7 protein-coding genes are annotated in these 20,079 nt (G+C 73.2%); 3 read left to right on the plus strand and 4 right to left on the minus strand.

Annotation, left to right across the window (positions count from 1 at the left end):
• Positions 1-67: 67 nt before the first annotated feature.
• The 4 genes from AB0I60_RS03930 to AB0I60_RS03945 all read right to left on the minus strand — a co-directional run bounded on the left by AB0I60_RS03930 (position 68) and on the right by AB0I60_RS03945 (position 16,167).
• The gene (locus tag AB0I60_RS03930) at positions 68-556 is read right to left on the minus strand and encodes a hypothetical protein (RefSeq protein WP_360725687.1); all 489 of its coding nucleotides are present in this window, start codon (positions 554-556) and stop codon (positions 68-70) included.
• Complete coding sequence (locus AB0I60_RS03935) at positions 553-12,897, minus strand: GEVED domain-containing protein (protein ID WP_360725688.1); 12,345 nt, start codon at positions 12,895-12,897, stop codon at positions 553-555. Before AB0I60_RS03935 ends, AB0I60_RS03930 begins: the two co-directional genes overlap by 4 nt.
• Before the next feature lie 209 nt (positions 12,898-13,106).
• Positions 13,107-13,790 (minus strand): transglycosylase family protein, encoded by a 684-nt coding sequence (locus AB0I60_RS03940; protein ID WP_360725689.1) that lies wholly within the window; start codon positions 13,788-13,790, stop codon positions 13,107-13,109.
• 346 nt (positions 13,791-14,136) lie between these two features.
• Positions 14,137-16,167, minus strand: coding sequence for an efflux RND transporter permease subunit (locus tag AB0I60_RS03945; protein WP_360725690.1), 2,031 nt, complete (start codon positions 16,165-16,167; stop codon positions 14,137-14,139).
• Positions 16,168-16,242: 75 nt separating this feature from the next.
• On the opposite strand from AB0I60_RS03945, the gene AB0I60_RS03950 reads away from it, so the two are divergent.
• From AB0I60_RS03950 to AB0I60_RS03960, 3 genes are all read left to right on the plus strand, one after another.
• Positions 16,243-16,710 (plus strand): MarR family transcriptional regulator, encoded by a 468-nt coding sequence (locus AB0I60_RS03950; RefSeq protein ID WP_360725691.1) that lies wholly within the window; start codon positions 16,243-16,245, stop codon positions 16,708-16,710.
• A gap of 218 nt (positions 16,711-16,928) precedes the next feature.
• Positions 16,929-17,570, plus strand: coding sequence for a peptidoglycan-binding protein (locus AB0I60_RS03955; protein ID WP_360725692.1), 642 nt, complete (start codon positions 16,929-16,931; stop codon positions 17,568-17,570).
• Positions 17,567-19,900, plus strand: a complete 2,334-nt coding sequence (locus tag AB0I60_RS03960; protein WP_360725693.1) for a hypothetical protein — start codon at positions 17,567-17,569, stop codon at positions 19,898-19,900. Before AB0I60_RS03955 ends, AB0I60_RS03960 begins: the two co-directional genes overlap by 4 nt.
• Positions 19,901-20,079: the final 179 nt, after the last annotated feature.

A 20,079-nucleotide genomic window follows, 5' to 3' on the forward strand; every position in this document is an offset into this window, starting at 1 on the left:
CCTGGTCAGGGGAATCACCGCGCGCCGGACGGGCCCGTCGCGGCGCGGGTGCCGGGCCGGGCCCCGGTCAGACCACCGCGCGGCTCCGCCGGTGTCGGCGGACCAGCGCGAACGCCCCGGCCGCCGCCAGCACGACCACCGCGACCACCAGCGGCCACCACGGCACCGACGACTGCGCGAGCGCCGGGGCCGCCGCCGGCAGCTCGTCGGAGTCCGTCGAGCACACCACCGGCCTGGTCTCGCCCGTGCGGTAGGCGCAGACCGAGCTGGCCAGCCGCGCGGTACCCTCCGGAGCCGCGTCGAACACCACCTTCCCGGTGAACGTCCGGTCCTCGCCCGCCGGGACGGACGCGGTCCACTGCACCGACGTCGGCGACGTCCGGCCGTCCTGGTCCGCACCCACCGCCCGCGCGCCGGGCGGGACGGACTGCGTCACCCGCAGACCGTCCACGTCGGACGAACCGGTGTTGCGCACCGTGATCCGGTACGCCAGCTCGTCACCGCCGCGCACCTGGTCGTGCGCGTTGTCGATGGAGATCGACAGACCTTCCGTCACCGCCGTGCCCTCCTCGTCTTGAACACCAGTCCGCCGCCCAGCAGCAGCAACAGCAGGCCCCCGGCCAACCAGGGCAGCAGCGCCGCACCCGTGGACGCGATCGGCGGGGCCGACTCCACCGACGTCCGGGTGGAGCAGCGCGGGTCGTCGGCACCGGTCAGGCAGTTCGTGCCGGGCGCGTCCGAGGTGACGCCGTTGGCGAGGGTCCGGTCACCGTTGCCGGTCACCGTCACCGAGTACGCCACCGAGGCCGTGCCGCCCACCGCGATGTCGCCCGTCCAGGTCAGCACCGGGGCCTGGTAGACCGCGCCACCCGACGCCCCGTCGAACGTCGCGTCGTCCAGCACGCTCACCAGCGAGTCGCGGAACCGGACGCCGGCCAGCGGCGCCTTGCCGGTGTTGCGCAACGTCACGGTGTAGGTCACCCGCTCGCCGACGGCGGCGTGCTCGCGGTCGGCCGCCTTGGTGATCTCCAGCCCCGACACGGGGGTCGTCGTCGCGCAGCCCGGCGCGGGGCAGAGCGCGCCCGGCGTGTCCGAGGTGACCACGTTGCGCAGCACGAAGTCACCGGTCGGCGGGTCGTTCACCTCCACCCGGTAGGTCACCGTCGACGTCGCGCCGACCGGGAGCCGGCCGGTCCAGGTCAGCACCGGGTCCGCGAACGACGACGTGCCGGTGGTCGCCGACGAGGACAGGAAGACCGCGTCGTCCAGCACGCCGCGCAGGTCGTCGGTGAACCGGGCGTCCGCCAGGTCGACCTGGCCGGTGTTGGTCACCGCGACGGTGTAGGTGACCGCCTCCCCCGGTGCGGCCTCCGACCGGTCCGCCGTCTTCACGACCTCCAGCCTCGGCACCAGGACGGTGGTCGAGCAGCGCGCGTCCCCGGCCCGGCCGGTCGCGGTGCAGTTCGATCCCGGGGCGTCCGACCGCACGGCGTTGACCAGCCTGAGGTCACCGGTCGCCGGGGCGTTCACCGCCACCGTGTAGGTGATCGTCGCCCTGGCCCCGGCCCCGAGCCGCCCGCGCCAGGTCAGCTCCGGCGCGGTGTAGGCGACCGTGCCCGCGCTCGCGGTGGCGTCGCCGTTGTACACCGCGTCGTCCAGCACATCGGTCAGGTCGTCGGTGAAGCTCGCGTCCTGCGCGGTCCGGCCGGTGTTGGTGACGGTCACCGTGTAGGTCACCGCGTCACCCGGCGCGGCCGTGGTGCGGTCCGCCGTCTTCTCCACGGTCAGGCCGGGCAGCTCGGTGACCGTGCCGCACCTCGGGTCGGTCGAGCCCGGCCGGCAGTTGCTGCCCGGCGAGCCGGAGGTGACCGCGTTGCGCAGCGAGTGGTCGCCGGCGACCGGGGCGTCGACCGTCGCGGTGTAGGTGACCGTGGCGGTCGCCCCGACCGGCAGGTCGCCGGTCCAGGTGAGCACCGGTTCCGCGTAGGTCGCGGAACCGGGGCCGGACACCCTGGCGTCGTCGTTGAAGCGGGCGTCGTCCAGGACGGCCGAGAGGTCGTCGGAGAACGTCGCTCCTGTGTGGACGGTCTGACCGCTGTTCCGCACCGTCACCGTGTACGTCACCGTGTCACCGGGGTCGACCGCCTCGGGCGACGACGTCTTCTCGATGGTCAGGCCCGCGACCGGGGTCACCGTCGTGCAGGCCGCGCACTCGCTGCCCGGGGTGGCGGACGTGACCACGTTGGTGAGCCGGTGGTCGCCGGTCACCGGGTCGTTGACGGTCACCGTGTAGGTGATCGTCGCCGTGCCGCCCACCGCGAGCGCACCGCTCCACGTCAGCTTCGGCGCGGCGTAGTTCGCGGTGCCCGTCGTGGCGCTGACCGAGCCGAACGCCGCGTCGTCCACCACCTGGGTCAGGTCGTCGGTGAAGCTCGCGTCCTGCGCGGTCTGGCCGGTGTTGGCGACCTGGACCGTGTAGGTGACGGTGTCGCCCGGCGCGGCGTCGGTGCGGTCCACCGACTTGGTGATCGTCAGGCCCGGCAGGGCGGTGTCGGTCGAGCACCTCGGGTCGGCGGCCCGGTTCGTGCGGGCCGGGCAGTTGGTGCCCGGGGTGGTGGAGGTGACCGCGTTGGTCAGCCGGTGGTCGCCGGTGGTGGGGTTCTTCACCGTCACCGCGTAGGTGATGGTGGCCGTGCCGCCCACGGGCAGGTCGCCCGTCCAGGTCAGGGTCGGTGCGGCGTAGGCGACGGTGCCGACCGTGGCCGCGCCGTCACCGTTGTAGTCGGCGTCGTCCAGGACGTTCGACAGGTCGTCGGAGAACGTGGCTCCTGTGTGGACGGTCTGACCCGTGTTCCGCACCGTCACCGTGTACGTGACCACGTCACCGGGGTTGACCGAGGTCGGCGACACCGTCTTCTCGATGGTCAGGCCCGCGATCGGGATGACGACCCGGCACTTCGGATCGGTCGAACCCGGCGGGCAGTTGCCGCCCGGCGTGTCGGAGCTGACTCCGTTGACGAGCTTGGAATCACCGGTCACCGGGTCGTTCACCGTCACCGTGTAGGTGATCGTCGCGGACGCGCCCACCGCGAGCGCACCGGTCCAGGTCAGCTTCGGCGCGCTGTAGCTCGCGGTGCCGGTCGTGGCGGTGGCCGAGCCGAACGCCGCGTCGTCCACCACCTGGGTCAGGTCGTCGGTGAAGCTCGCGTTCTGCTCCGTCTGACCGGTGTTGGCGACGGTCACGGTGTAGGTGACGGTGTCGCCCGGCGCGGCCTCCGCCCGGTCCGCCGTCTTGGTGATCTCCAGGCCCGGCAGCGCGGTGGTGGTGGAGCACCTCGGGTCCGCCGATCCCGGCGGGCAGTTGGTGCCCGGCGTGCCGGAGGTGACGACGTTGGTCAGCCGGTGGTCGCCGGTCGTCGGGTTCTTCACCCTCACCGCGTAGGTGACGGTGGCCGTGCCGCCCACGGGCAGGTCGCCCACCCACGTCAGGTTCGGCGCGGCGTAGACCACGTCGCCCGTCGTGGCGGTGCCGTCGTTGCCGTAGTCGGCATCGTCCACCACCTGGGAGAGGTCGTCGGTGAAGGTGGCGTCGACCTGCGCGGTCTGGCCGGTGTTCCGGACGGTCACCGTGTACGTGACCACGTCACCGGGCTTGACGGAGGCGGGCGACACCGTCTTCTCGATGGTCAGGCCCGCGATCGGGATGACGACCCGGCACTTCGGATCGGTCGAACCCGGCGGGCAGTTGCCGCCCGGCGTGTCGGAGCTGACCGCGTTGACGAGCTTGGAATCACCGGTCACCGGGTCGTTCACCGTCACCGTGTACGTGACCGTCGCCGACCCGCCCACCGGCAGCGAACCCGACCACGTGAGGTTCGGGGCGGCGTAGTTCGCAGTGCCCGTCGTGGCGCTGGCCGAGCCGAACGCCGCGTCGTCCACCACCTGGGCCAGGTCGTCGGTGAAGCTCGCGTCCTGCTCCGTCCGGCCGGTGTTGGTCACCGTCACCGTGTAGGTCACCGTGTCGCCCGGTTTCGCCGACGCGCGGTCGGCCTCCTTCACGATCTCCAGGCCCGGCAGCAGGGTGCTGGTGCCGCACCTCGGGTCCGTAGACCCCGGCGGGCAGTTGCCCGGAATGTCCGAGCTGACCGCGTTGGCCAGCTCGTGGTCGCCGGTGACCGGGTTGTTCACGGTGACCGTGTACGTCACCGTGGCGGACGCGCCGACCGCCAGGTCGCCCGTCCAGGTCAGCCTCGGCGCGGCGTAGGACACCGCGCCCGTGCTCGCCGTCGCCGACCCGAACGCGGCGTCGTCCACCACGTCGGTCAGGTCGTCGGTGGCCACCGCCCCCGTCAGCGGCACCTGCCCGGTGTTGGTGACCACGACCGTGTAGGTGACCGTGTCGCCGGGGTTCGCGGTCTGCCGGTCCACCGACTTCTCCAGGGTCAGCTCCCGGCCCGGGGTCTCCGTGCCGCAGGACGGGTCGGTCGACCCGGCCGGGCAGTTGGTGCCCGGCGTCGCCGAGGTGATCCGGTTGACCAGCTTCTTGTCGCCCGGGTCCGGGTTCTTCACGGTCACCGTGTAAGTGACGGTCGCGGACGCGCCCACCGGCAGGTCGCCCGTCCAGGTCAGCCTCGGCGCGGCGTAGGACACCGCGCCCGACGTGGCGTCCGCGTCGGCGTTGTAGTCCGCGTCGTCCAGGACCTGGGTCAGGTCGTCGGTGAAGGTGGCTCCGGCGACCGCCGCCGCGCCGGTGTTCGTCACCACGATCGTGTAGGTGACGGTGTCGCCCGGCACGACCTCGTCGCGGTCGTCGGTCTTCACGATCCGCAGCGCGGCGATCGGCGTGGACGTCCGGCACTCGGCGGCACCACCCTGGCAGTTGTTGCCCGGCGTCGCGGAGGTCACGGCGTTGTCCAACCGGAAGTCGCCGCCGCTGACCGGGTTCTCCACCGCGACGGTGTAGGTGACGGTGGCCGTCCCGCCGACCGGCAGGTCGCCGGTCCAGGTCAGCCGGGGCGAGGTGAACGCCGCCGCGCCCGTGGTCGCGGTCGCGCCGCCCCACGTGGCGTCGTCCAGCACGCCCGTCAGGTCGTCGGTGAACGTCGCCCCCGTCAGCGCGGTCCGGCCGCTGTTGGTGACCACGACCGTGTACGTGACGACGTCGCCGGGCAGCGCCTGCTGCCGGTCCACCGACTTCTCGATCCGGACGCCCGACACGGGGGTGCTGGTCGAGCACTTCGGGTCCGCCGAGCCGGCCGGGCAGTTCGCACCGGGGGCGGTGGAGGTGATCCTGTTGCCCAGCACCCGGTCGCCCGCGCCGGTCACCGTCACGGCGTAGGTGATCCGCGCCGACTCGCCGGCGCCGAGCGTGCCGGACCAGGACAGGGCCGGGGCGGTGAACGCGGCGGTGCCGGTGGAGGCGGTGGCGCCGCCCCACGTCGCGTCGTCCAGCACGCCGCTCAGGTCGTCGGTGAACGACGCGTCCTGCCGCGTCTTGCCGGTGTTGCGCACGGTCACCGCGTAGGTCACCACGTCACCGGGGTTCGCCGAGGTCCGGTCGACCTCCTTGGTGATGTCCAGGCCGGACAGCGGGGTGGACGTCGAGCACTTCGGGTCGGTCGTGCCGGTCGGGCAGTTGCTGCCCGGCGTGGTCGACGTGACCGCGTTGTCCAGCGAGAAGTTGCCGCTGATCGGGTTCTTGACGGTCACGGTGTAGGTGACCGTCGCGGACGCGCCGACCGCCAGCGCGCCCGTCCAGGCGAGGGTCGGTGACGTGAAGGTCGCCGTCCCCGTGGTGGCGGTGGCGCTGCCCCACGTCGCGTCGTCCAGGACGCCGGCGAGGTTGTCGCTGAACGACGCGGTGAGCGGCGTCCGGCCGGTGTTGCGCACCACCACCGCGTACGTCACCACGTCGCCCGGTCCGGCCTGGGCGCGGTCCACGGACTTGGTGATGTCCAGGCCCGGCAGGGAGGTCGTGGTGGAGCAGCCCGGGTCGGTCGAGCCCGGCGGGCAGTTGCCCGGCACCTCCGAGGCGACCCGGTTGACCAGGCTGTGGTTGCCGGTGGTCGGGTCGGCCACGGTCACCGAGTAGGTGACGGTGGCCGTCGCGCCCGGTGCCAGGTCGCCCGACCAGGACAGCGTCGGTGAGCTGAACGTCGCCGTGCCGGTCGACGCCGTCACCCCGCCCCACGTCGCGTCGTCCACGACGTCGGTCAGGTCGTCGGTGGCGGTGGCCGGGGTGAGCGGCACCTGGCCGCTGTTGGTGAGGGTGAGCGTGTAGGTCACCTTCTCGCCGGGGTTCGCGGTCTGCTTGTCCGACGCCTTCCGGATGGTCAGCTCGCGGCCCGCCGTGCTGGTCGAGCACCTCGGGTCGGTCGAGCCCGGCGGGCAGTTGGTGCCCGGCGTGGTGGAGACGACCGCGTTGGTGAGCCGCTTGTCGCCGGGGTTCGGGTTCTTCACCGTCACCGAGTAGGTGACCGTCGCGGTCGCCCCGACCGGCAGGTCGCCCGTCCACGTCAGGGTCGGTGCGGCGTAGGAGACGGTGCCGACCGTGGCCGCCCCGTCACCGTTGTAGGCCGCGTCGTCCAGCACCTTCGACAGGTCGTCGGAGAAGGTCGCTCCTGTGTGGACGGTCTGCCCGGAGTTGCGCACCGTCACCGTGTACGTGACCACGTCACCGGGGTCGACCGTGGCCGGCGACGACTTCTTCTCGATGGTCAGGCCGGCGACGGGCGTCGTCGTGGTGCAGGTGATGCACACCGCGCCCGGTGTCGTGGAGCGGACGTCGTTGACCAGCCGGTGGTCGCCGGTCACCGGGTTGCGCACGGTGACCGCGTAGGTGATCGTCGCCGTGCCGCCCACCGGCAGGTCGCCGGTCCAGGTCAGCCTCGGCGCGGCGTAGGACACCGCGCCCGTGCTCGCCGAGGCGCTGCCCCAGGTGGCGTCGTCCAGCACGCCGGTCAGGTCGTCGGTGGTGGTCGCGCCGGTCAGCGGCGTCTGGCCGGTGTTGCGGACCGCGACGGTGTAGGTCACCACGTCGCCGGGCGCGGCTGCGGTCCGGTCGACGGTCTTCTTGATCTCCATGCCCGGCAGCGGCGTGCTGGTCGAGCACTTCGGGTCCGTCGAGCCCGGCGGGCAGTTGGCACCGGGCGAGTCGGACGTGACGGCGTTGCGCAGCCGGTGGTCGCCGGCCGGCGGGTCGTCCACCCGCACCGAGTAGGTGATCACGGCCTGCGACCCGACCGGCAGGTCGCCGGTCCAGGTCAGCACCGGTTCGGTGTAGGCGACCGCGCCCACGGTGGCGGTGCCGTCCGCGTTGTACGCGCCGTCGTCCAGCGCGTCGGACAGGTCGTCGGTGAACCGCGCGCCGGTCTGCGGGGTCTGGCCCGTGTTCCGCACCGTCACCGTGTAGGTGACGCTCTCGCCCGGCACGACCGAGGCGGGCGCGGCGGTCTTGGTGATGTCCAGGCCGGCCACGGGCGTGCTGGTCGAGCACCTCGGGTCGGTCGTGCCGGCCGGGCAGGTGCTGCCCGGGGTGGCGGACGTGACGGCGTTGGCCAGCCGGAAGTCGCCCGGCACCGGGTTCCGCACGGTCGCCGAGTAGGTCACCGTGGCCGACGCGCCCACCGGCAGGTCACCGGTCCAGGTCAGCTTCGGCGCGCTGTAGGACACCGCGCCCAGCGTGGCGGCGGCGTCCGCGTTGTAGGTCGCGTCGTCCACGACCCCGGTCAGGTCGTCGGTGAACGTCGCCCCCGGCAGGGCGGTCTGGCCGGTGTTGGCCACCACGACCGAGTAGGTCACGGTGCCGCCGGGCCCGACCGAGGCGGGCGCGGCCGTCTTGGTGATGGACAGGCCCGCCACGGGCGTGTCGGTCGAGCACCTCGGGTCCGTCGTGCCGGTCGGGCAGTTGCTGCCCGGCGTCGCGGACGTGACCGCGTTGCGCAGCCGCGAGTTCCCGGGCACGGGGTTCCGCACGGTCACCGCGTAGGTGACCGTCGCCGTGCCGCCCACCGGCACGTCGCCGGTCCAGGTCAGCGTCGGCTCGGCGTAGGTGGTGGTGCCCGTGGTGGCCGTCGCCGACCCGTAGGCGGCGTCGTCCACCACGTCGGTCAGGTCGTCGCTGAACGTCGCGCCGGTCAGCGCCGTCTTGCCGGTGTTGCGCACCACCACCGTGTACGTCACCACGTCGCCGGGCTTCGCGTCGGTGCGGTCGGCGGTCTTGGTGATGGCGACGCCGGAGACCGGGGTGGAGGTCTTGCACCTCGGGTCGGTCGAGCCGGTCGGGCAGTTGCTGCCCGGCGTGGTGGACGTGACGGCGTTGGCCAGCGCGGAGTCGCCGGGCGCCGGGTTCCGCACGGTCACCCGGTAGGTGACCGTCGCCGTCGCGCCGACCGCCAGCGTGCCCGACCACGCCAGGTTCGGCGAGGTGAACACCGCCGTACCGGTCGACGCGGTGGCACCGCCCCAGGTCGCGTCGTCCAACACCCCGGTCAGGTCGTCGGAGAAGCTCGCGTTCTGCGGCGTCCGGCCCGAGTTCCGCACGGTCACCGCGTAGGTCACCACGTCGCCCGGGTTCGCGGACGGCCGGTCGACCGCCTTGGTGATCTCCAGGCCCGGCAGCAGGGTCGTGGTCCGGCACGCCGGGTCGGTCGGGCCCGGCGGGCAGTTGCCCGGCTCGGTGGTGCTGACCGCGTTGCCCAGCCGGTGGTTGCCGGTGGTCGGGTTCTTGACGGTCACCGTGTAGGTGACCGTGGCGGACGCGCCGACGGCGAGCGCGCCGGTCCAGGTGAGGTTCGGTGCGGTGAAGGCCGCCGTGCCGGTCGACGCGGTCACGCCACCCCAGGTCGCGTCGTCCAGCACGTCGGACAGGTCGTCGGTGAACGACGCGCTCGGCAGCGGCACCTGGCCGGTGTTGGTCACGGTCACCGCGTAGGTCACCGCCTCGCCGGGGTTGGCGGTCTGCTTGTCGACCGTCTTCCGCAGGGTCAGCTCGCGGCCCGGCGTCGTGGTGCTGCACGACGGGTCGGTGGACCCGGCCGGGCAGTTGTTGCCGCGCGTGGTCGAGGTGATCTGGTTCTTGAGCCTCTTGTCGCCCGGGTCGGGGTTCTTGACGGTCACCGTGTAGGTGATCGTCGCGGACGCGCCGATGGCGAGGTTGCCGGTCCACGTCAGGTTCGGCGCGGTGTACGCGACCGACCCGACCGTGGCGGTGGCGTCGGCGTTGTAGGCGGCGTCGTCGACGACCTGGGACAGGTTGTCGGTGAAGGTCGCGCCGTCCTGCGCCGTCTGGCCGGTGTTGGTGACCACGATCGTGTAGGTGACCGTGTCGCCGGGCACGACCTCGTCGCGGTTGTCGGTCTTCACGATCCGCAGGCCGGCGACCGGCGTGGACGTCGTGCAGCGCGGGTCCGCCGACCCGGCCGGGCAGTTGGTGCCCGGCGTGGTCGAGGTGATCACGTTGGCCAGCCGGAAGTCGCCGGTCACCGGGTTCTTGACGGTGACCTTGTAGACGACCGTCGCGGTCGCGCCGACTGCGAGCGTGCCCGACCACGCCAGGTTCGGCGAGGTGAACACCGCCGTGCCGATCGACGCGGTGGCACCGCCCCAGGTCGCGTCGTCCAACACCCCGGTGAGGTTGTCGGAGAAGCTCGCGTTCAGCACCGTCTGGCCGGTGTTGGCCACCGTCACCGTGTAGGTCACCACGTCGCCGGGGTTCGCCGAGGTCCGGTCGACGGCCTTGGCGATCGCCACGCCGGACACCGGGGTGGACGTCCGGCACCGGGTGTCGGCGGACCCGGCGGCGCAGTTGTTGCCGGGCGTGGACGACGTGACGGTGTTGGCCAGGCGCTTGTCGCCGTTGCCGGTCACCGTGACGGTGTAGGTGACGGTCGCGGACGCGCCGACCGCCAGGTTCCCCGTCCACACCAGGTTCGGCGCGGTGAAGGTGGCCGTGCCGGTCGAGGCGGTGGCACCGCCCCACGTGGCGTCGTCCAGCACGCCGGCCAGGTTGTCGGTGAAGGTGGCGCCGTTCTGCGCCGTCTGGCCGGTGTTCCGCACGGTCACCGTGTAGGTGACGGTGTCGCCGGCGTTCGCGGCGGGCTTGTCGGCGGTCTTGGCGATCTGCAGGCCGGAGACCGGGGTGGACGTCCGGCAGGCCGGGTCGGTCGAGCCGGCCGGGCAGTTGCTGCCCGGCGTGGTCGACGTGACCGCGTTGGCCAGCCGGAAGTCGCCGGTCACCGGGTTCTTCACGGTCACCGAGTAGGTGACGGTCGCGGACGCGCCGACCGCGAGGTTCCCCGTCCACACCAGGTTCGGCGCGGTGAAGGTGGCGGTGCCGGCCGTGGCCGACGCACTGCCCCAGGTGGCGTCGTCCAGCACGCCGGTCAGGTCGTCGGTGAAGGTCGCCCCGGTCAGCGCCGTCTTGCCGGTGTTGCGCACCACCACCGTGTAGGTCACCACGTCGCCGGGGTTCGCGGACGCCCGGTTCACCGTCTTGGCGATCTGGAGCCCGGCGATCGGCGTGGACGTCCGGCAGCGCGCGTCCGCCGACCCGGTCGGGCAGTTGCTGCCCGGCGTGGTCGAGGTGATCGCGTTGTCGAGCTGGAAGTTCCCCGTCACCGGGTTCTTCACGGTCACCGAGTAGGTGACGGTGGCCGACGCGCCCACGGCGAGGTTGCCGGTCCAGGTCAGCGTCGGCGAGGTGAACGAGACGGTGCCGAGCGTGGTCGACGCGCTCCCCCAGGTCGCGTCGTCCAGCACGCCGGTCAGGTTGTCGCTGAACGTCGCGCCGGTCAGCGCCGTCCCGCCGCTGTTGGTGACGGTGACCGTGTAGGTCACCACGTCGCCGGGACCGGCGGAGGCCCGGTTCGCCTTCTTGTCGATCGTCATCCCGGAGACGGGGGTGGAGGTCTTGCAGCGCGCGTCCGCCGACCCGGTCGGGCAGTTGCTGCCCGGCGTGGTGGAGGTGACCAGGTTGTCGAGCCGCCGGTTGCCCGCGCCGGTCACCGTGGCGGTGTAGGTGACGGTGGCCGTCGCGCCGGCGGCCAGCGTCCCGGTCCAGGTGAGGGTGGGCGCGGTGTAGGTCGCGGTGCCGGTCGTCGCCGTCGCGCCGCCCCACGTCGCGTCGTCCACGACCTGGGTCAGGTTGTCGGTGAACTGCGCGTTCAGCGTCGTCTTGCCGACGTTGGCCACGGTCACCGCGTACGTCACGACGTCGCCGGGGTTCGCCGTGGCCCGGTCGACCTTCTTCTCGATGGTCAGGCCGGAGATGTTGACGGTGGTGCGGCAGTTCGCGTCGGCCGAGCCGGACGTGCAGTTGCCGGCGTTCGTGGTCACCGAGTTGCGGAGCTGGTGATCACCGGTGACCGGGTTCTTCACGGTCACGGAGTACGTGAGCGCAATCGTTTGGCCGCTGGCGACGTTGCCCGTCCAGCGCAGCCTGGGCGCGGTGTAGGTGAACGTGCCGGTGGCCGGCGACGCGGCCTGGTCGTTGTTGAAGGTCGCGTCGTCCAGCACCGCCCCGAGGTCGTCCTCGGCGATGACGCCGTTGAGCGGGTCGGCACCGGTGTTGGCCAGCGTCACGGTGTAGGTGACCTTGTCGCCGGGGTTCGCGGTGGCCTTGTCGGCGGTCTTGCGGACCGTCAGGCACTCCACCGCCACCCGGTAGTCCTCGACCTCGCCGCTGTCCGCCAGGCCGGTCGGGTTCTGCACCTGGGTGGTGTTGGAGCCGACCCGGAAGCGGGCGTAGGTGTAGCCGCAGCCGATGGTCGCGGGCAGGGTCCAGGTGACGTTCGCGGCGGTCGCGCCGGCGGCGTAGTCGGCGCAGGCCCGTTCCCCGGGGTTGTCGAACACGCCGTTGCGGTTGAAGTCGATCCACCCGCAGACCCGCCCCGGCGCGGTGGTGCGGGTCAGCACCACCGGGACGGTGTAGGGCTGGCCGGCGAGGCCGTTGGACAGCCGGGGGAACGGGCCGACGCCGTCGTCGAACGTGTCGCCGTTGGGCAGGTTGTTGTCCGCGCCCGCCGCCACCGCCTTGGGGCTGGGCGTGACGGAGCCGGTGTTCGGGACGGTGGTGTTCTCCACCGAGACGTCGGCGCCGAGCACCGGGCCGCCGACCAGGTGGCTCGCCGCCGCGCCCGCGTCGTAGCTCGCCGGCGCGTCGCCGAAGTCCTCGTCGGCGGAGATGCCGACCGAGAACGCGTCCGTCGTGTGCTGGGTGCCGAAGACGTAGCTGTAGACGGCGAAGGAGACGCCGGTGACCGTGCCGGTGACGCGGACGCTGCCGCAGCCCGCCGTCGCCTGGCGCGCGCCGACCGAGTTGCACGCGGTGTTGGCGCTGCGGTTGGCCGTCTCGACCCGGGAGCCGCCCACCACGTTCAGGTTGGTCGCGCCGGTCAGCGGGCCGGTCAGCGACGAGCCCGAGGTCACCGTCAGCGCCGCCGACGACGACGAGTCGCCGAGGGTGCCGCCGAGCCCGACGACGTGGAACACCGGGTCGCGCAGCGGCCGGCTGAACGTCAGGGTCAGCGTGCCCCGGGCGTAGCAGTCCGTCCCGTCCACCGGGCAGTCGTCGGTGATCGTCTGGACGTCGAGCAGGCCGGTGGTCGCCGGGATCTGCGGGGTGAAGTTCCCGGGCACCGCGCCGCGCGTGCCGGGGTTGGCGTTGACCTGGAGGATCTGCAGCTTGGGCCCGGAGACCGCGCCGGTGACCACGAGACCGGACGGCAGCGTCGAGGTGGCGCTCGCGTTGTAGGCGGGCAGGGCGGAGCCGGTCGTCCACGCCGACGCGGGGTGCGTCTGGTACCCCTTTGCGGCCGGCGTCAGCAGCGCGACGCCCGACAGGCCGACCAGGAGGGCCAGTAGTGCCGAGCCGAGGCGGCGCTGCGGGCTCGCGGACATGGGGCTCCTTCGAATGCGGGCTCGCGGTCGAAGATCACGCTAGGCCGTACCACCGACAGTCCATTCGGTACGAGCCACCAGGTCCACCCGATCGAGTGGCGTCACGGCTGTGGTCGGGACCTGCCGTCCCTTGTGGACGAAGTCCTCCGTCCTCAGTGGTCCGTCGTGCGGCCGGCGAGTCGTCCACCGGCCGCACGACGGGGCTCGGGTCAGCGGACGCGCGGGGTGCGCGTCACGCGCTGGACGGTGTCCGGCTGCTCGGTGCCGGTGCGGATGCGGTTGCCGGGCAGGATGAGGTCGGGGTTGGTCAGGTGGTCGGGGTTGAGGGCGACGAGGGCCCGCCAGCCGCCCTCGACCCCCCGCGCCTCGGCGATCGAGACGAGGGTGTCGCCGTCCACCACGGTGTAGTCGCCGGCGGGGTTGTCGGTCGACGCGGGCAGGACCGGTGCCGGAGCGGGCTCCGGCTCGGGGAGGGCCTCGAATTCGTGGGCGGTGCGGGTCTGGGCGCGGGTCCCGCCGGAGCCGGCGGGGGTGGTGCGGACGGGGGCGCTGCCGCGCGCGCAGTTCGGCCAGGCCCCGGGGCCTTGGCTGGCCAGCACGTTCTCCGCGACGCGGATCTGCTCTTCACGTGTGGCTTCGTGCGGCATCCCCGTGCCGCCGTTGGCCTGCCAGGTCCCGGGGAGGAACTGCAGCCCCCCGTAGTAGCCGTTGCCGGTGCTGATGGACCAGTTGCCGCCCGACTCGCATTGGGCGACCGAGTCCCAGTCCAGGCCCGGCTGCGCGCCCGCCGTCCCGTGGGACAGGCCGAACAGGCACGCGGTCGCGGTGACGAGGAGCGCCGCGCGGCCGAGGTGGTTCCTGACGTGGTCGGTGATGCCTCCGTGATGACCCATGGTGGTTCGACCCGCCGCCGCCGCACACCGCCGGTCCGCGTGCGCGGCCCGACGACCCCTGCCCGACAGCCGCGTCCTTCCCGTGCGGTGACTTTCGGTCCGGGAGGCCGGCGGGCAGAGCTGGTGCCCGGCCTCCCGTTCGGTGCTCGTGCCCGGTCTGGGACCGAGCACGAGCGGACCATAAGAACCGGCGGGCACGACGGCGCGGCGAGGTACCCGTCCCGGATGCGCGGAGCGGGCCAAACCACTCGAAACGGTGATTCTCGTTGGGGCACTTGGGGTTTCGGCGCAATCACCCTGTCGGGGCGGCTCGTCACCTCATCGCGGAGTTGCTCTTGACAGCCGCTCAGGCGGGTGCGCGGTCGCTGTCGGCCGGGCGCTCGCCGCCCCTGGCCAGGCGGGACGGCCACCAGATCCGGCGGCCGATGTCCACGGCCAGCGCGGGCACCAGCAGCGACCGCACCACCAGGGTGTCGAGCAGCACGCCGAACGCCACGATGAACGCGATCTGCGCGAGGAACAGGATGGGCAGCACGGCCAGGGCCGAGAACGTGGCCGCGAGCACCACGCCCGCCGACGTGATCACACCGCCGGTGATCGTCAGCCCGCGCAGGACGCCCTCCCGCGACCCGAGCGCGCGGGTCTCCTCGCGGACCCGGGTCATCAGGAAGATGTTGTAGTCGATGCCCAGGGCCACCAGGAACACGAACCCGAACAGCGGCACCACCGGGTCCGCGCCGGGGAAGTCGAAGATCCCGTTGAACACCAGGGCGGACACCCCCATCGTCGCGCCGAAGGACAGCACGACCGTGGCGATCAGCAGCAGCGGCGCGAGCAGCGACCGCAGCAGCAGCGCCAGCACCAGGAAGATCACCAGCAGCACGATCGGGATGATCACCAGCCGGTCGCGCTCGGACGTGCGCTGGGTGTCGAGCTGGGTCGCGGTCGGGCCGCCGACCTGGGCCTGGGCGTCGGGGACCGCCCGGACCGCCTCGCGCAGCCGCTCGACGGTGGCGACGGCGGCCTCCGAGTCGGCCGGGTCGTCCAGCACGACGTCGATCCGGGCCAGCCCGGCCGCCTCGCCGCGCCGCTGGGCGGCGGACACGCCCTCGACCCCGGTGGCCGCCAGCACGGCGTCGGCCCGCTCCGCGCGGGCGAGCACGACGGTGGGCGCACCGCTGCCGCCGGGGAAGTGCCGGGACAGCAGCTCCTGGCCGGCAACGGAGTCGACGTCCTTGAGGAACACCTCGGACGCGGCCGTGCCGGACGCCTTGAGCTGCGGCACGAAGGCGACCCCGACCAGCAGCACGAGGGTGGTGACCACCCAGGTCAGGCGCGGTCGCGCGGAGATCAGCCTGGCGACCCGGCCCCACAGGCCGCTCGCCTCCGGGTGCGGCGTGCCGAGTGCGGGCCGGCGCGGCCAGAACGCCGTGCGGCCGAGCAGCACGAGCACGGCGGGCAGGAACGTGACGGAGGCGAGCAGCGCCGCGCCGATGCCGATCGCGGCCACCGGGCCGAGGCCCTTGTTCGAGTTCAGGTCGCTGAACAGCAGGCACAGCACGCCGAGCACGACGGTGCCGGCGGACGCGGCGATCGGCTCGACGGTGGCGCGCAGGGCCGTGCGCATCGCGGCGTAGCGGTCCTCGGTGTCGCGCAGCTCCTCGCGGAACCGCGAGACGAGCAGCAGCGCGTAGTCCGTGGCCGCGCCGAAGACCAGGATGGACAGGATGCCCTGGCTCTGGCCGTTGAGGTCGATCACGCCGCCGTCGGCGAGCAGGTAGACGGCGAGGCTGGCCGTGCCGAGCGCGAAGCCGCCGGAGAGCAGCACGACCAGCGGCAGCAGCGGGCTGCGGTAGACCAGCACCAGGATGAGCGCCACGACCGCGCCCGCGACCAGCAGGAGCAGGCCGTCGATGCCGCCGAACGCGACCTTGAGGTCGGCGACCTGGGCGGCGGGTCCGGCGACCAGCACGGTCAGCCCCGGGGGCGGGTCCGCCAGCCGTTCGCGCAACTGCTTGACCGCGCCTGCCGGGTCGCCGGCGTCGGCGGCGACGACCACCTGGACGGCCTGGTCGTCCTTCTCGGAGGGGATGACCGGGGACGCCTTGCCGGGGTAGGCGATGCCCGAGAGGTAGTCGCGGTCCTCCTCCGTGATGCCGGATCCGCGTTCTGCCACCACGATGGCGGGCAGGCTGCGCTGGTCGCCGAACGCCTTGAGCTGCTCGGCGACCTTGGTGGCCTCGGCGGAGGAGGGCAGGAACGCGGTGCTGTCGTTCACCGAGACCTGGCTCAGCTTGCCGGTGTAGGGCCCCGCGAAGCCGCCCAGGGCCAGCCAGGCGACGGTGATCAGGGCGGGCAGTACCCAGCGGGCGCGCACGGGAGAATAACCTCCGGGGACAACGTTCTTCGATGATCTGATAGTTCGATCGTCGAAATACTAACCGGAGGGCGGATGGTCGACAACGCGGCGCTGGTGAGACTGCTGCGACAGCTCGTCGTGGAGTCCGACCACTTCGTCGGGATGCTCGGCGAAGCGCAGGGGATGCACCGCACGGACCTCAACGCGCTGGCGCTGATCATGGACGCGCGGTGGCGCGGCACCCCGCTCTCGCCCGGCAAGCTGGCCGAGGCGATGCACCTCAGCGCCTCGGCCACCACGTCCGTGCTGGACCGCCTGGAGTCCTCCGGACACATCGAGCGCACCCGCAGCACCGAGGACCGGCGGAAGGTCGAGCTGCACGTGCCGGACGGCGCCCTGGCCGCCGGGCGCGAGTTCTTCACCCCGCTGGACGGCGCGTTCCGCGCCGCGTGGGAGGACTTCGACGCGGCGGAGCGGGCCACGATCGCCCGCTTCCTGGCGGCCAGCATCGAGGCCGCGGTCACCGTCCGGGGCGAGTTCGCCAAGCACCGCCGGCGCTGAACCGGGCGGCACCGCCGCCGGCGGTGCTCACGAATCGTTCTCACGTCCTGGTCCGGCCGTTCGGCGCAGCGCACTCCGGCCGGTCGGACGGTTTTCCCCGCCGAAGTCCGCGCAGGGCGGTCGCACCCCGTTTCGGCTCCGCCACGCCGGGTACTGGTCTGGACCACCGGCCGGTTGCACCCCGACCGGCCCACGAACCGGAGAAGACGGAGCGACGGATGAGCGAAGCGAACCTGCGTCCGCTGTCGATCGACGAGCTGGCCGCCGAGGGCGGCACGGCCCTGCCGGACAAGGAGGTGTACTCGCTGCTCGACCTGAACGTCGACATCGACCTCGCGCTCGACCTGGCCTCGCCGATCGGCCTGGCGGTGGCCGGCAACCTCAACGTCGCGGCCCCGATCGACGCCGCGGTGAGCGCGAACGTGCTGTCCGACGGGTCCACCTCGCAGGCCCTGGCCGACCAGGGCGTGGCGATCCAGCAGGGCATCACCGGCGAGGCCGTGGCCAACTCCGACCAGGACAGCGCCATCGGCCAGGGCGAGACCCCGGCGCCGCAGCCGCCCGCCGGCGGCGGGACCGGCGTCCAGGCACCGCCCGCCGACATCGCCGGCGCGCTGGACGGCGGCCTGCTCAACGTGGACGTCAACCTCGCCGCCGACCTCGACCTGGCCGCGCCGATCAACGGCGCGGTGGCCCTCAACGCCAACGTGGCCGCGCCGATCGACGCCGCCGTCGCCGCGAACCTCGGCTCGGTCGGCTCCGAGGCGACCGCACTGGCCCAGCAGGACGCGATCATCCAGCAGACCATCGACGGCACCGCCGAGGCGAATGCCGAGCAGAGGTCGAACATCGAGCAGTGAGCGACCTCGTGAACACCTCGGCGCAGGGACCCGCCGGGCGGGACGCGGACACCGCGCCCCGCCCGGCGCGGGCGTTACCGGGCGTGCCGCGCCGAGCGCGGGGCGTCGAGCTCATCGGCGAGCTGCGCGGGTCCGGCTACCGCCGCCCGCCGGCGCTGGTCCGCCGCGCGGACGGCCAGGTCCTCCAGCTCACCCCGCTGCTCTACCGGGTGCTGGCGGCGGTCGACGGGCGCACCGACCACGCCGGGATCGCGGCGGCGGTCGGGCGGGCCGTCGGGCGCGGGGTGTCCGCCGACGACGTGCGGGTGCTGCTGACCCGGCTGGAGCCGCTCGGGGTGCTCGAACTGGCCGACGGCTCCCAACCGGCCTACCGCAAGGTCGAGCCGCTGCTCGGGCTGCGGCTGCGGCGGGTGATCACCGAGCCCGGCCTCACCCGGCGGATCACCACGCCGTTCGCCCGGCTGTTCCACCCGCTGGTCGTGGTCGCGGTGCTGGCGGCGTTCGCCGCCGTGTCCTTCTGGGTGCTGTTCGAGAAGGGCCTCGCCGGAGCCACCCACCAGGCGTTCCAGGAACCCGCGCTGCTGCTGCTGGTGTTCGCGGTGACCGTGGTCTCGGCGGGCTTCCACGAGTTCGGCCACGCCGCCGCCGCGCGGTACGGCGGTGCGACGCCCGGCGCGATGGGGTTCGGCCTCTACCTGCTGTGGCCCGCGTTCTACACCGACGTGACCGACAGCTACCGGCTCGGACGGGCCGGCCGGCTGCGCACCGACCTGGGCGGCCTGTACTTCAACGCCCTGGTGGCGGTCTTCACCTTCGGCGTCTGGTGGCTGTCCGAGTGGGACGCGCTGCTGCTCGTCGTCGCCACGCAGATCGTGCAGATGGTGCGCCAGCTCGCGCCCGTGGTGCGCTACGACGGCTACCACGTGCTCGCCGACCTCACCGGCGTGCCGGACCTGTTCCAGCACATCAAGCCCACGCTGCTGGGCCTGCTGCCGCACCGCTGGGGCAAGCCGGAGTCGAAGGTCCTCAAGCCGTGGGCGCGGGCGGTGGTGACCGCCTGGGTGCTCGTCGTCGTGCCGTTGCTGCTGTTCAGCACGGCGCTGCTGGTGCTCGCCCTGCCCCGGGTGGTGGCCACGGCGTGGCAGGGCGTCGGCGACCAGTGGCGGTCGGCGGGCGCGGCGCTGGGCGACGGCGACCTGGCGCTGGTGCTGGTGCGGGTCCTCGCGGTGGCCGCGATCGCGCTGCCGGTGATCGGCATCGGGCTGCTGCTGCTCCGGGTCGTCCGGCGTCTGGCCACCAAGGTGTGGCGGTCCACCGAGGACCGGCCCGGCCGACGCGCGCTCGTCGTGGCGTCCGCCATCGCGGTGGCCCTGGCCCTGCTGTGGGCCTGGTGGCCGCAGCCCGGCCGGTACCAGCCGATCCGGCCCGAGGAGCGCGGGACGATCGCCGACGCGGTGGTCAAGACCGCGTACAGCCCCGACCCGACGCGGCCGGCCGCCGGGACCGAGACCGGGACGGTGACCGCCAAGACGGCGTGGCCGACCGGGAAGCCGGTGCCCAGCAAGGAGAAGCCGGTCCCGGCGGTGGTGCTGGAGCCGGTCGACGGGCCGGCGGCCGGACCGACGCTGGTGTTCCCGTTCGACGACCGGCCCGACCCGCCGCGCGCGGGCGACAACCAGTCCCTGGTCGTCAACACCGTCGACGGTTCGGTGCGCTACAAGGTGTCGTTCGCGCTCGTGTGGGCCACGGGCGACACGGTCGACAACCGGAACGAGGCGTGGGCGATCGCCTCGTGCAAGGGCTGCACCACGGTGGCCGTCGCGTTCCAGGTGGTCCTCGTGGTCGGTCAGGCGAACGTGGTGATGCCGGAGAACGTCGCCGTCGCGGTCAACCACGGGTGCGTCGAGTGCGTGACCTTCGCGCTGGCCTCGCAGCTGGTCGTCAGCCTGCCCGAGGCGTTGAGCCCGCAGGGGCAGGCGCGGCTGGAGGAGGTGTGGGGCGAGCTGTCCCGGCTGGCCGGGGAGATCCCCCGCATGACGGGCCAGCAGATCCAGCAGGCGTTGCAGGACGCCAAGTCCCGCATCCTCGACGTGCTGCGGCAGGAGGGCGTCCCCCTGCCCGGTGCCACGACGACGACCGCGCCACCCGGCACGACGACGTCGGGGACCGCGCAGCCGACCACCTCGCCCAGCGCGCCGACGACCACCACCCCCGCCCCGACGACGGTGGAGCCGAGCACCTCGGTGCCCACGACGACCCCGCCGCCGTCCTCGTCCGAGAACCCCACGACGACGCCCCCGTCGTCGGTGAGCGCTCCGCCGTCGAGCTGACGCGGAGCCGGGGAGCGAGCACCGGAGCCGGCTCGGACCGGGTGAAGGGCACCACGCCTGCCGCCCGTCCGGCCGGCTCCGCCGCACCCCGGCGGTGCCGGGGCCGCTCTTGACCCGCCTCGGCGGAGTCGGGAGGCTCGTCACGACGTCCCCCGGCGGAACCGGGGACCTCGGCACAG

Source organism: Actinosynnema sp. NPDC050436, assembly GCF_040655415.1.
Taxonomy (GTDB): Bacteria; Actinomycetota; Actinomycetes; order Mycobacteriales; family Pseudonocardiaceae; genus Actinosynnema.

What these genes read in the sequence shown, in the direction of transcription:
- AB0I60_RS03935 (WP_360725688.1), bottom strand. Translation starts at nt 12,897, where the DNA reads ATGTCCGCGAGCCCGCAGCGCCGCCTCGGCTCGGCACTACTGGCCCTC.
- AB0I60_RS03950 (WP_360725691.1), top strand. Translation starts at nt 16,243, where the DNA reads ATGGTCGACAACGCGGCGCTGGTGAGACTGCTGCGACAGCTCGTCGTG.
- AB0I60_RS03940 (WP_360725689.1), bottom strand. Translation starts at nt 13,790, where the DNA reads ATGGGTCATCACGGAGGCATCACCGACCACGTCAGGAACCACCTCGGC.
- AB0I60_RS03955 (WP_360725692.1), top strand. Translation starts at nt 16,929, where the DNA reads ATGAGCGAAGCGAACCTGCGTCCGCTGTCGATCGACGAGCTGGCCGCC.